Genomic DNA, 12,642 nt, shown 5'->3' with positions numbered 1-12,642 from the left:
GATTGCCTAATGATTGATTATATCACGTTTGATATTTTTGATTTTTTCAGGTTTTGTGCTTAACAACCTGTGTTTGGGTGCAAACTCGCGCCCCCTGGCGGCTCGAGGAGGGCGAAATGGCGAAGGCGCAGATTGGTTCCGACGGGTTCCGCGATCTGGAGATCGACGCCCAGCTGTGCCTGGCGCTTCAGACCGGAGCCAGTCTGGTGACGCGCATCTATCGACGTCTGCTCGACCCCCTGGGTCTGACCCACCCCCAATATCTGATCCTGCTGGCCCTGTGGGAGAGCGGGCGTCCCCTGACCATGGGCGAGATTGGTCGGCGCACGCACATGGAGACAGGCGCCCTGACGCCTCAGGTCAAGCGGATGGAGGCGTCCGGCCTTCTGACCCGGCGACGCGACGCCGAGGACGAGCGTCGGGTCTGGGTCGAGCCCACCGAAGCGGGCTGGTCCCTGCGTGAGAAGGTGCTGGGCGTGCGTTGCCAGGTGGTGGAGCGCCTCCCCTTGTCCGGCGCCCAGATCGCCGAACTGCGCGCCATCCTGCAGACGATGAATGCGGATATGGAAGCCGCAGAGGCGGCGAACGCCGCCTGAAGCCCCTCAGGGCGCCGCCTCGCCCAGAGCCGCCAGCCCCGCCCGCGACGGACACAGGTCGGCGATGACGCAGGCCAGGCATTTGGGCTTGCGCGCCGTGCAGGTGTAGCGGCCGTGCAGGATCAGCCAGTGGTGGGCCTTGGGCAGCCACGGCTCCGGCACGACCTGGAACAGCTGGGCCTCCACCTTGTCCGGCGTATTGGCGTTGGCCAGCCCCAGCCGGTGCGAGACGCGGAAGACATGGGTGTCCACGGCGATGGCGGCCTCGATCCCCAGTTCGTTCAGCACCACCGAGGCGGTCTTTCGCCCCACGCCCGGCAGGGCCTGGAGATCGGTTCGGTTCAGCGGAACCTCGCCGCCATGTTTCTCCAGCACGATCCGGCTTAGGGCGATGACGTTCCGCGCCTTGCCGCGATAGAGGCCGATGGAGGCGATGTAGGGAACCAGTCCCTCCTCCCCGAGAGCCAGCATCTTTTCCGGCGTGTCCGCGACCTGGAACAGCCGGTCGGTGGCCTTGTTGACCGCGACGTCCGTGGTCTGGGCCGACAGGGCGACGGCGACGACCAGGGTGAAGGGGTTGGAGAAGTTCAGCTCGGTCTTCGGCTCGGGCATGACGCCGGACAGCCGCTCGAAAATGGTCTCGACCCGGTCCTCGTCAGGCGGCCAGCGCAGCACGGGAACCGAGGCGCCGGTCATAACCGCCGGGCGTTTGGGACCGGGCGTCTTGGCCTTGGCGGCGGGTTTTCGGGCCTTGGTCGGCTTCATGCCTCGCTGTCGCCGTCGTCGCGGCGCGGGTCAAGACCCAGGATCGTCAGGGCGGCGTCCGCCGCCCGCTCACCCTCCATCCAGGCGCCGTGGGCCGTGCCGTAATAGACCGGCGCCGTCGCCTCGCCCGCCAGGAAGATCCGGTCCTCGACCGCGATCCGCAGCTTCGCCCGGTCCCCCGCATGGCCCGGCAGGGCATGGGAATAGGCGCCGCGCGACCAAGGATCGACGCCCCAGTTCGACACCGCCGCAGCCTCCAGCCGCCGCCTCATGTTGGACCCCAGGGCCGCGACCAGTTCGGACACGGCGAAGTCGACCAGGGCGGCGGGCCCCTGCGCCTCCAGCCCCCAGGCCAGGTCGGCGCCGAAATAGGCTTCTATCATCGGCCGTCCGAACGGTCGCAGATGATAGCCGCCGGTCTCGGCCGTGTCGGTCCGCGTCCACAGCTGGGTGTCGGGCTGGAAGTCGCCCGCACCCCGCACCGTCATATGCACCTTGGACGCCAGGCCCAGGGGCACGCCCGCCGTCGCCTCCAGCCAGGCGGGAACCGGCGGATCGATCCGCACAGCCTCGCTGGCGATCAGGCTGTTGGGGACCGTCAGGATCACGGCCCGCGCCGTCAGCTCGCCCCGGCTGGTCTCCAGCCGCAAAAGGGGGCCGGAGCGGTCGATGCGCCGCACGGCGCAGTCGCGCACCACGGCGTCCGACACCGCCTCGCCCAGCCGGGCGACCAGCCGGCCATAGCCCTCGCGCACTCGCCAGTTCACCCCGGTGTCGCCATAGGCGTCGTAGTCCAGGCTGGACACCTCGGCGAACCGCGCCCCGTTCAGGGCGCCCGAGATGGCGTCCATCCGGGCGTTCCAACGGCAGTCGGGGTCGAAGAAGTCGGAGGCGGGCCGGTCTTCACCCCGCGCCGCCGCTTCGCTTACGCGCTGATCGAAGGCCGCGAAGGCCTCGCCGAACTCGGCCAGGTCGGCGCGCGTAATCTCGTGATCGAAGGCCTGGGTCCGCCACGGCGGCGGGGTCCGGTCCAGGGTCAGGCCCTCGGCCTCCACCCGCCGGGCCAGGACATTGTCGTCGGCCGAGTGCAGCCAGCCGCAGCCCATGTCCAGGCCCTCGCCTTCGACCTGGGCCGTCCAGGCGCGCCCGCCGATCCGGTCGCGCGCCTCCAGCACCAGAACCGACAGGCCGGGCCGCACCAGCCGCCGCGCGGCGGCGATCCCCGCCGCCCCTGCCCCGACGACCGCCACATCGACTTCGGACGGCAGGGGATTCGAAGCTCGGGCGCGGTCGGTCATGAGGCGAGGACATACACGAAAACCAGGCGTGATCGGGCTTCTGGCGATTGGAGATTGATTTTTGGACGGCGACGTCCATTTTAGCGCCGCTTCAAAACGCCGCACCCTCCCCCGGATGTCCCCATGTCCCCTGAACTGAAGAAACGCCTGCCGCTGTTCGCCGCGATCCTCGTCGGTCTCGCCCTGATCGCGGGCGGGATCGTCTGGTGGCTGAACGGCCAGAGGTGGGAGAGCACCGACAACGCCTTCGTCCAGGCCGACACCACCCTGGTCAGCCCCCAGCTGGCCGGCCGGGTGACCGAGGTCCTGGTCGGCGACAACCAGCGGGTCGAGGCCGGTCAGGTCCTGGTCAAGCTGGACGACAGCGACCAGCGCGCCGAACTGATCCGCGCCGAAGCCAACCTTCAGGCGGCCATCGCCGCCGTCGGCAATGTCGACGCCCAGGCCGAGCAGGAGAAGGCGACCGTCGCCGCCCGCGCCGCCGCCGTGGCCCAGGCCCGCGCCCAGGCCGGCCTGGCCCGCGCCGAGGTCGACCGCTACGGCAAGCTGGCCCAGCAGGGCTGGGTCTCGCAGCAGCGGATCCAGACCGAACGCGCCACCGCCGTCACCGCTGACGCCGCCGTGGCCCAGGCCCAGGCCGCCCTGGTCGCCGAACAGCGCACCGCCGGGGTGCTGGGCTCAACCCGCGAACAGAGCGTCGCCGCCGTCGAACAGGCCCGCGCCCAGGTCGAAAAGGCCCGCATCGCCCTGGACCGCACGGTGATCCGCGCCCCCATCGCCGGCGTCGTCGGGGCCCGCAGCGTCCGCCCCGGCCAGTTCGTCAACGCCGGAACCCAGCTGCTGTCGATCGTGCCCCTGACCCGGACCTATATCGTCGCCAACTTCAAGGAGACCCAGCTGGACCGGATGCGGCTGGGCCAAACCGTCGAGATTTCCGCCGACGCCTTCCCCGGCCGCAAGATCGAAGGCCGGATCGACAGCTTCGCCCCCGCCACCGGTTCCGAATTCGCCCTGATCCCGGTCGAGAACGCCACCGGCAACTTCACCAAGATCACCCAGCGCGTACCTGTTCGGATCGTCGTCAGCGGCGCCGACCGGAACCTGGCCCTGCGCCCCGGTCTGTCGGTGGACGTCAAGGTGGATCTGAAGAGCCAGGGCGGCGCGAGCTTCGCCGAGGCCTCTCTGACGGCCCCCCGCCCGTGACCGCCGCCGCCCCCGCCGCCGCCGGCGGGGCCCCGTCCGACGCCAGGGCCCCCGTCGCCGGCCATCCCGAGATCAACTGGACCATGCTGCTGCTGGGCTTCGCCGGCATGGTGGTGGGCCAGTTCATGGCCATCCTCGACATCCAGATCGTCGCCGCCTCCCTGCCCCAGATCCAGGCGGGCGTCGGCGCCTCGGCCGACGAGATCAGCTGGATCCAGACCGCCTATCTGATCCCCGAGGTCGTCATGATCCCCCTGTCCGGCTTCCTGTCGCGGCTGTGGGGCACCCAGCGGCTGTTCCTCGCCTCCTGCGCCGGCTTCGTCCTGATGAGCGTGGCCACCGGCCTGTCGACGTCCATCGACATGATGATCCTGTTCCGGGCCATCCAGGGCTTCGTCGGCGGGGCCATGATCCCGACCGTTTTCGCCGTGGCCTTCACCGCCTTTCCGCCGGACAAGCGGGTCACGGCCAGCGTGGTCATGGGCCTGATCGTCACCCTGGCCCCCACCGTCGGCCCGACGCTCGGCGGCCACCTGACCGAGTGGCTCAGCTGGCGCTGGCTGTTCTTCATCAATGTGGGGCCGGGCCTGCTGGTCCTCTTCCTGGTCGGACGGTACGGGAACTTCGACAAGGGCGACCCGTCCCTGGCCAAGGGGTTCGACTGGTGGGGCCTGGGCCTGATGGCCGCCTTCCTGATGTCGATGCAATATGTGCTCGAGGAGGGGGCCAAGAACGACTGGTTCGACGACACCCATATCCTGATGCTGACGGTCGTCGCCGCCGTGGCCGGGCCGATCTTCGTCTGGCGCTCCCTGACCTATCGCCAGCCGATCGTCGAGCTGCGCGCCTTCGGCAACCGCAACTTCCTGGTCGGCTTCGTCATGACCTTCACGGTCGGCTTCGCCCTGTTCGGCGGCACCTTCCTGTTGCCCCTCTTCCTGGGGCGGGTGCGGGAGTATTCGTCGTCGGAAGTGGGCACGACCATGGTCGTCTCGGGTCTTGCGATGTTCGCCACCGCCCCCTTCGCCGGGCGCCTGGTGCGCCGGATGGACGCGCGGATCCTGATGTTCGGCGGCTTCATGCTGTGCGCCTGGGGCATGTGGGAGGCGCGGATCGTCACCGACGACTGGGGCTTTTGGGAATTCGCCTCGGTCCAGGCCTTCCGCGGGGTCGGCGTCATGCTGGCCATGATCGCCTCGCAGCAGGTGACCATGGCCACCCTGCCGCCGCACATGGTCAAGAACGCCTCGGGCCTGGTCAACCTGTCGCGCAATGTCGGCGGCGCCTTCGGCCTGGCGATCCTGAACACCGGCCTGACCACAAATACCGCCATCCACATGGGCGAACTGACCAGCGGCATCACCCAGGGCGACCAGGCCATGCGCAACATGATGGCCGGCATGGCCCAGCGCTTCGCCGGCACCATCGACCCGGCCGCCTCGGCGATGAAGGCCGTCTATGGCATCCTGCAGAAACAGGCCACCACCATGGCCTTCGGCGACGCCTTCGCCTTGCTGGGCATCATGTGCGCCGGCGCCGCCTTCGTCACCCTGCTGGCCCAGCCGGTCAAGGCCCAGCCGGGCGCGCCCCCGTCGGACGCCCACTGATGGCGCGCCGCCGGGGCCAGGTCGACGAGAAGAAGAGCGAGGCCATACTGGAGGCGGCCGCCGCCCTGTTCGCCGAGAAGGGCCTGTCGGCTTCGATGGAGGAGATCGCCCGTCTCGCCGGGGTGTCGAAACAGACGGTCTACAACCGCTTCGCCTCCAAGCTGGAGATCGCCCGGGCCATGGCGAACCAGAAGGCCGAGGCGATCGTGGCCCCGCTGCGATCCAGCGGATCGCCCCTGGTCGTGCTCGAAGCCTTCGCCCAAGGCCTGCTGACCCTGGTCTGCCACCCGGACAAGGTCAGTTCGATGCGCGGCGTGGTGCTGCTGTCGGCCGATGCGCCAGAACTGGCCCAGACGGTCTATGAGGCCGGGCCGCGCCGCAGCCTGAGCCTGCTGTCGGCCTGGCTGGCCGAACAGACCCGCGCCGGTCGGCTGAACACGCCTAACCCCGACGAGGCGGCCGAGATGTTCACCGGCCTGGTCCTGGGTCACGCCCATCTGCGGTCTATGCTGAACGTGCCCCAGATCGACGATGAGCGCCGCGCCCATCGCGCCCGAGAAGCCGCGAGGATCTTCGTCACGGCCTATGCGCCGACGCTGGATCAAGCTAGGTGAGACGGTCGCGTAAAGGAGTTCGCCCATGCTGATCCACCTGTCGTCCTGGCCCGAGATCGACGCCCGCATCGCCTCTGACCAGCCCCTGTCCAAGACGATCGTGGTTCCCATCGGCTCCAATGAGCAACACGGCCCGACGGGTCTGCTCGGCACCGACTGGCTGTGTCCCGAGATCATCGCCCATGAGGCCGAGCGCGCCGACGCCGCCCTGACGGTGGCTCCGACCTTCAACATCGGCATGGCCCAGCATCACCTGGCCTTCGCCGGGACCATCTCCCTGCGGCCTTCCACCTTCATGGCCGCCATCACCGACTGGGTCTCGTCGCTGAGCCGGCACGGGTTCGAGCGGATCTATTTCCTGAACGGCCACGGCGGGAACGTCGCCACCATCGAGGCGACCTTCTCGGAAATCTACGCCGAATGGAGCTTCGTCGAGGACGAACCCCCGTTTGTTCTGAAGCTGAAGAACTGGTGGGACCTGCCGGGCGTCCCGGCCCTGTGCAACCAGATCTTCCCGACCGGCCACGGCATGCACGCCACCCCGTCCGAGATCGCCGTGACCCAGGCCGCCTATCCCGATCGGATCAAGACGGCCGACTACAGCCCTCAGATCGCGCCCAGCGGCCCGATCCGCGACGCCCTGGATTACCGCGCCCGCTTCCCCGACGGCCGCATCGGCTCCGACCCGGCCCAGGCCAGCCCCGAAAAGGGCCGCCGCATCATCGATCTGGCGGTCCCCGCCCTGCTGTCCGACGTCGCGGCCTTCGCCGCCGAGACGCGGCCCCAAGCCGTGTCGGGAGCCGGGTTCTGAGCCGCAGGGCCCGCGTCCCCGCCGCCGTCGCGCCGGCGGTGCTGGGCGCCGAACTGCTGAACGCCTCGGCCCAGGTGATCGCCGCCCGCACCGGGCGAATGGTTCAGGGGCTGACCGATCCGGCCGGACAGGATCTGGCCGAGCTGTCGCTGATGACGACCGAGAAGACCGAGGCCCTGGCCGCCGCCGCCGCCGCCCTGTCGGTTCGCGCGGGCGCCGTCGGCGAACGCCTGGGCCAGGCGGCCCTGGACGAGGGGGCGCGGGCGATGCAGGCCGCGACCGAGATCGCCTGCGCCCTGACCCCCGCCGCGGCCGCCCAGGCCCAGTTCCGCTACGCCCTGGGCTGGTGGAGCCGCGCCGCCGGCCAGACCCTGACCCTGAGCGCCGAACTGACCCAGGCCCAGACCGCCGCCCTGACCCCCATCCACAAGACCGCCGTCGCCAACGCCAAACGGCTGAGGAAGCGCTGAGGGGTGCGACTGTCTCCTCCCCACGCCGTGGGGAGGGGGACCGCGAAGCGGTGGAGGGGGTCTTGACCTCGCAGAGGCGCCGGCCCTGCGGACACGCCCCCTCCGTCACGGCGCGGAAGACGCGCCGCGCCACCTCCCCCAGAGGGGGAGGAGACAGAGGCGGCCTCCACCTCCCTCCGCCCCACTGACGCCAAGACCACCTCCCACCCCCGTCACCCTCGGCCTGACCCGAGGACCGGGCGTCGGTCGGACGGATGACGAGAGGAATGACGAGCGGCCGCCGATCAGGCGACCTCGACCACCTTCAGCCTGGGCTTCTTGGCCTTGCCGGGCTTGGCCGGGCGGACCGCCTTCTTGGCGGCCTTTTCGGCCTTCTTCGCTTCCTTCTCGGCCAGTTTCGCGGCCTTCTTGGCGGCCTTGGCCTCAGCCTTGGCGGCGTCGGGGGCGGCGTCGGCGGCGGCGGCCAGTTCGGCCAACTGGGTCAGGAAGGCGTCGCGCTGGCCCTTGGGCAGCAGGGCCATGATCCGTTTGTCGGCGGTCTCGACCAGGGGACGGGCGGCCTCCAGTCGGGCGGCGCCCTCCGGCGACAGGCGAACCGCCTTGGCGCGGGCGTCCAGGGTCGAGCGTTCGCGCTCCAGCAGGCCCTTGGCGGTCATCCGCGTGACCAGATCCGCCAGGGTGGAGCGGTCGATGCCGGTCATCCGCACCAGTTCGGTCTGGGTCAGGCCGGCCTTCAGCGAGGCGGCCTCAAGCACGGCGAACTGGCGCTGGGTCAGGCCGTCGGGGCCCATTTCCTCGGAATAGATGTCCAGCGCCAACTGCAAGGCCCGGTGCATCAGATGGCTGGGCGAGGTTCCCAGCGGTCCGACCTTCCGAACGGCTTTGCCAGACTTGACCATTTCGAGCTTCCCCCGGACCGCTTTCGTCCGCATGCGTATCAGCCCCGCTTTACGATTTGACGCGAGAAGTATGTCGGTTGCACGACATTTTGTCTGTAAGCTCCCGTCATTCCGCCATCAGAGGCCCGTGTCCGGCGAGATCGGACCCGGCTCTTCGTCCTTGATCATATTCTTCATGATCAGCGGCACCTGGGACAGGCCGAACAGGGAGGCGGCGATCCACAGAACGCCCCGGAAACTGGTCCAGACGTCGTTGGGATTGGGCGTCTCACGCCCCAGAGCATGCCAGACGGCCGTGACGGCCTCAGGGCTGCGGAACACCTCGTTCAACAGGGCGACGGCCAGGAAATAGAGGCCGTAGCGCAGGGTCAGGGTGCGCCAGGCGGCGTCATTGACCCGGAGGGCCGAGCCCAGCAGGGCCTTGAACGGATATTTCTTCAGCGGGATGGAGCCCAGCAGCACCACGGCCAGAAGCCCGTTCTGAACCGTCAGCTTCAGCTTCACATAGAGGTCGTCGTGGGTGAACAGGGTCAGCATGCCGAACACCAGGGCGAACAGGCCGGTGATCAGCGGCAGGGGCGCGAAGCGCCGCTCGACCGCATAGCCGACCCCCAGGGCCAGGGCCGAGGCGCCGACCAGCACCCAGGTCGCGAAGATCATGTCCCGCGTGGCGAAATAGCTGATCATGAAGGCGGCGAGCGCCCCGAAATCGACCAGCTGGCGAATCCACTGGCGGTTCTTCGTCTCGGGGGCGGGGGCGGGGGCGTCGGTCATTTCAGTCCTCCAGCCCCACCAGGGAGCGGGCGAAGGCGCGGGCGTCGAAGGGTTGCAGATCCTCCACCCCCTCCCCCACGCCGATCAGCATCAGGGGGGCGTCGGACGCCTGGGCCACGGGCACCAGCACCCCGCCCCGCGCCGTTCCGTCCAGCTTGGTCATCACCACCCCGGTGACGAAGGCGGTGCGGCCGAAGATCTGTTCCTGGGCCAGGGCGTTACGGCCCACGGTGGCGTCCAGCACCAGAAGGGTGTCATGCGGGGCGTCCGGATCGACCTTCTTCAGCACCCGCACGATCTTCAGCAGTTCGTCCATCAGGGCCGACTTGTTCTGCAGCCGCCCGGCCGTGTCGATCAGGACCACGTCGAACCCCTCGGCCCGCGCCCGGGTATAGGCGTCAAAGGCCAGGCCCGCCGCATCGGCCCCGTCGCGGCGGCTCTCGAAATGGGCGCCGGCCCGTTCTGCCCAGACCTTCAGCTGTTCGCGGGCCGCGGCGCGGAAGGTGTCGCCGGCGACGATCATCACCTTGGCGCCCTTGGCCGTCAGATCGGCGGCGATCTTGCCCAGGGTCGTCGTCTTGCCCGAGCCGTTCACCCCGACGAACAGGACCACATAGGGTTTGGGGCCGGACAGGGGATCGAAGGTCGCCTGACGCGGCGCCAGTTCGGCGGCGACCGCCTCGGCCAGGGCCTCCTTGACCTCGCGTTCGGGGGCGTCCTTGCCGAACTTTAGGGAACGGAACCGCTCGACGATGCGGGCGGTGGCGGCTGGGCCAAGGTCGCTTTCCAGCAGATGCTCTTCCAGCTGCTCCAGCGAAGCCTCGGACAGGGGCTCCTTGACGAAGGCGGAGACGACCTGGTCGGTCATCTGTTTGGAGGAGCGGGAGAGCCCTTGCGACAGGCGCTGGAACCAGCCCTTTTTCGGCGTATCGGTCATGACAGGGCTTTAGCTCCCGCAAGCCCCGGCGTCACCCGCATTCGCGACGTCGGACGATCCGCCGCCTTGCGGCAGGGGCGGGCGTCGGAAAAGCAGTGTCCGAACTGTCCGATGTGTCCGGTCGGGCGGATCGCCCCTCTTCCGTCGGCGGGAGAGGCAGGCCGGCGTTCGGCGCAGCCGAACCGGGGTCGGAGAGGGCAGGCGCGGGAAGGTCGGCGACGCGGCCTCGGCGCGCGAAAAACAGTGTCCGATGTGTCCGATGTGTCCGATGTGTCCGATTGCATCTCCCCTCCGTCGCTAATCCCATTATGCGCCGGTGTGGCGGGGCGAAGGGTCGATTGGCTCCAGCAGCTGCAACCGATTGATATTGCAGAGGCGACGTCGCTTCGGACCTGGGGACCTCCCGCAGCCGGCTTGCGCCGCGCCGCGAGGAGTAGATATACGAAACGTATTCGAATCATATCAGGACCACCCCATGGGCATCGTCAATATCGAGGATGAGCTGCACGAACAGCTGCGGCGGGCCAGCAAGGCCTCCTATCGGTCGATCAACGCCCAGGCCGCCTTCTGGATCAGGCTGGGCATGTTGTGCGAAACCCATCCGGGGATGAGCTTTCAGGAACTGATGGCGCGCGAGCTGCGGGCGGCAGGGGTGGAGACGCCGAACCTGTCGGGCGCGGCGGCATGACCAAGACCCCGGCCGAGATCGCCCTGATGGCCGAGGCGGGGCGGCGGCTGGCCCAGGTCTTCACCCATCTGGACGGCCTGCCCCTGGAGGGGATGAGCACCCTGGAGATCAACGACCGGGTCGAGGCCTTCATCGTCGATGAGCTGAAGGCGCGGCCGGCCAGCAAGGGTCAGTACGGCTACGGCTTCGTGCTGAACAGTTCGCGAAACGCCGTGGTCTGCCATGGCGTGCCCTCGGCGGACGAGGTGCTGAAGGACGGGGACATCGTCAATCTGGACATAACGCTTGAGAAGGACGGCTTCATCGCCGATTCGTCCAAGACCTATCTGATCGGCTCGGTCGGGCCCCAGGCGCGCAGGCTGGTGCGCACCACCTATGAGGCCCTGTGGAAGGGGATCAGGGCCGTGCGGCCCGGCGCCCGGCTGGGCGACATCGGCTTCGCCATCGAACGCCACGCCAAGGCGGCCGGCTATTCGGTCGTGCGCGACTATTGCGGCCACGGCATCGGGCGCGAGATGCATGAAGAGCCACAGGTGCTGCATTTCGGCCGGGCCGGGACCGGCCTGACCCTGAAGGAAGGCATGGTCTTCACCATAGAGCCGATGCTGAACCAGGGCGTGCGCACCGTTCGGACCGAGGACGACGGCTGGACGGTGACGACGGCCGACGGCAAGCTGTCGGCCCAGTTCGAACATACGGTGGCGGTGACGGCGGACGGGGTGCGGGTGCTGACCCTGAGGCCGGACGAGGCGCGGTGAAGCCGTCTGAAATCCTCCCCTCTGGGGCAGGTGGATCGACGAAGCGGCGAGACGGAGGGGGCGTGAAGCGTCTGGCAGCGGTGCGGCGTCGCCCCCCCTCCACCGCCTGCGGCGGTCCCCCTCCCCCAAGGGGGAGGAATGGAGCCCCCAAACCATTCCCGCCCCGGCTCATTACCCGCTATAGAGGTTCGGCCGGCGCGGGCCGGGTGATGCGGACGATGCGATGACCGATAGCCACCCCTTTTTCTCGCCCAAGACCCACGGCTTCGTGCGGGTGGCGGCGGCGACGCCGGTCAGCCATGTGGGCGATCCGGTCGCGAACGCTCAGGAGCATCTGGCGCTGATCCGGCAGGCGGCGGACCAGGGTGTGGACCTGATGGTGTTTCCGGAGCTGTCGCTGTCGGCCTATGCGAACGACGATCTGCATATGCAGGCGGCCCTGCTGGACGAGGTGGAGCGGCAGGTCGCGGTCCTGGCCCAGGCGACCGGGGGGGCGACGGCCGAGCATGAGCTGATCGCCGTGGTCGGGGCGCCGCTGCGCCACGGGGACGCCCTGTTCAACTGCGCCGTGGTGATGGGCGGGGGCGAGGTGCTGGCCGTGGTCCCCAAGACCTATCTGCCCAACTATCGCGAATATTATGAGAAGCGCTGGTTCGCCCCGGCGACGGCGCGGACCGAGGATGTGATCCGGCTGAACGGCGAGACGGTGGATTTCGCGCCGGGCCTGATCTTCGAGGCGACGAACCGGCCGGGCTTCGTCTTTGCGGTCGAGATCTGCGAGGACTATTGGGCGCCCCTGCCCCCCTCGACCCGGGCGGCCCTGGCGGGGGCGCGCATCCTGCTGAACCTGTCAGCCTCCAACATCGTCATCGGCAAGGCGGACGAGCGGGCCATGCTGAGCGCCAGCCATTCGGCCCGGACCCTGTCGGCCTATGTCTTCGCCGCCTCGGGCTGGGGCGAATCGACCACCGACCTGGCCTGGGACGGTCAGGCGACCATCCACGAGCTGGGGTCCAAACTGGCCGAGGGCGAACGGTTCGCCCTGGAGAACCATCTGACGATCGCCGACGTGGACGTGGACCGGATCGGTCTGGACCGGCTGAGAAACGGCACCTTCGCCGACTGCGCCCGCAACGAGGGGGAGGCCGCGACGGTCGTGCCCTTCATGGCGCGCGACGTTCCTCCCCCCTTGGGGGAGGGGGACCGCGAAGCGGTGGAGGGG

The 12,642-nt window shown here is 69.0% G+C and carries 14 protein-coding genes; 9 read left to right on the top strand and 5 right to left on the bottom strand.

The genetic code is table 11. From position 1 onward, the window contains the following. Positions 1-116: 116 nt before the first annotated feature. Entirely contained in the window at positions 117-596 is a 480-nt protein-coding gene (locus AC1RKE_RS15615; RefSeq protein WP_054764020.1) for a MarR family winged helix-turn-helix transcriptional regulator, read from the top strand. 6 nt (positions 597-602) lie between these two features. Here the strand turns inward: AC1RKE_RS15615 and nth are convergent, their stop codons facing one another. Together nth and AC1RKE_RS15605 are read right to left on the bottom strand one after the other, a co-directional pair. After that, positions 603-1,361: an endonuclease III gene (gene nth, locus AC1RKE_RS15610; protein ID WP_333896876.1), complete on the bottom strand. Its 759-nt coding sequence runs from the start codon at positions 1,359-1,361 to the stop codon at positions 603-605. Further along, on the bottom strand, positions 1,358-2,659 hold the full coding sequence (locus tag AC1RKE_RS15605) for a flavin monoamine oxidase family protein (protein ID WP_333896875.1): 1,302 nt from the start codon (positions 2,657-2,659) through the stop codon (positions 1,358-1,360). The genes nth and AC1RKE_RS15605 overlap by 4 nt, the downstream gene beginning before the upstream one ends. A gap of 123 nt (positions 2,660-2,782) precedes the next feature. On the opposite strand from AC1RKE_RS15605, the gene AC1RKE_RS15600 reads away from it, so the two are divergent. Genes AC1RKE_RS15600 through AC1RKE_RS15580 form a run of 5 tightly spaced genes read left to right on the top strand, consistent with a single transcriptional unit; the run spans position 2,783 to position 7,364 of the window. Next, complete coding sequence (locus AC1RKE_RS15600) at positions 2,783-3,862, top strand: HlyD family secretion protein (protein ID WP_182714687.1); 1,080 nt, start codon at positions 2,783-2,785, stop codon at positions 3,860-3,862. Next, positions 3,859-5,469 (top strand): DHA2 family efflux MFS transporter permease subunit, encoded by a 1,611-nt coding sequence (locus tag AC1RKE_RS15595; protein ID WP_054764024.1) that lies wholly within the window; start codon positions 3,859-3,861, stop codon positions 5,467-5,469. Before AC1RKE_RS15600 ends, AC1RKE_RS15595 begins: the two co-directional genes overlap by 4 nt. Continuing rightward, a complete protein-coding gene (locus tag AC1RKE_RS15590) occupies positions 5,469-6,083 on the top strand; it encodes a TetR/AcrR family transcriptional regulator (protein ID WP_054764025.1) in 615 nt (204 codons plus the stop codon). Before AC1RKE_RS15595 ends, AC1RKE_RS15590 begins: the two co-directional genes overlap by 1 nt. A 25-nt stretch (positions 6,084-6,108) precedes the next feature. Next, positions 6,109-6,894, top strand: coding sequence for a creatininase family protein (locus tag AC1RKE_RS15585; protein WP_348684958.1), 786 nt, complete (start codon positions 6,109-6,111; stop codon positions 6,892-6,894). 38 nt (positions 6,895-6,932) lie between these two features. Further along, the gene (locus AC1RKE_RS15580; protein WP_224764409.1) at positions 6,933-7,364 is read left to right on the top strand and encodes a phasin; all 432 of its coding nucleotides are present in this window, start codon (positions 6,933-6,935) and stop codon (positions 7,362-7,364) included. 284 nt (positions 7,365-7,648) lie between these two features. Here the strand turns inward: AC1RKE_RS15580 and AC1RKE_RS15575 are convergent, their stop codons facing one another. The 3 genes from AC1RKE_RS15575 to ftsY form a co-directional block, all read right to left on the bottom strand. After that, entirely contained in the window at positions 7,649-8,263 is a 615-nt protein-coding gene (locus AC1RKE_RS15575; RefSeq protein WP_201463217.1) for a MarR family winged helix-turn-helix transcriptional regulator, read from the bottom strand. 117 nt (positions 8,264-8,380) lie between these two features. Next, the gene (locus AC1RKE_RS15570) at positions 8,381-9,037 is read right to left on the bottom strand and encodes an inner membrane-spanning protein YciB (protein ID WP_333896337.1); all 657 of its coding nucleotides are present in this window, start codon (positions 9,035-9,037) and stop codon (positions 8,381-8,383) included. 1 nt (position 9,038) lies between these two features. Continuing rightward, entirely contained in the window at positions 9,039-9,974 is a 936-nt protein-coding gene (ftsY, locus tag AC1RKE_RS15565) for a signal recognition particle-docking protein FtsY (RefSeq protein WP_333896336.1), read from the bottom strand. A 475-nt stretch (positions 9,975-10,449) separates the two neighbouring features. On the opposite strand from ftsY, the gene AC1RKE_RS15560 reads away from it, so the two are divergent. The 3 genes from AC1RKE_RS15560 to AC1RKE_RS15550 all read left to right on the top strand — a co-directional run. Then, entirely contained in the window at positions 10,450-10,662 is a 213-nt protein-coding gene (locus tag AC1RKE_RS15560) for a ParD-like family protein (RefSeq protein ID WP_007443174.1), read from the top strand. Continuing rightward, a complete protein-coding gene (map, locus tag AC1RKE_RS15555) occupies positions 10,659-11,420 on the top strand; it encodes a type I methionyl aminopeptidase (protein WP_152948962.1) in 762 nt (253 codons plus the stop codon). The genes AC1RKE_RS15560 and map overlap by 4 nt, the downstream gene beginning before the upstream one ends. A 223-nt stretch (positions 11,421-11,643) precedes the next feature. After that, on the top strand, positions 11,644-12,642 hold a 999-nt coding region (locus AC1RKE_RS15550; protein WP_492897421.1), incomplete at its 3' end, for a nitrilase-related carbon-nitrogen hydrolase.

It is taken from the genome of Brevundimonas sp. GW822-FHT03E11, assembly GCF_058801445.1.
The sequence above is the reverse complement of the archived record's forward strand: the minus strand, read 5'-3'. Positions and strand labels throughout refer to the sequence as shown.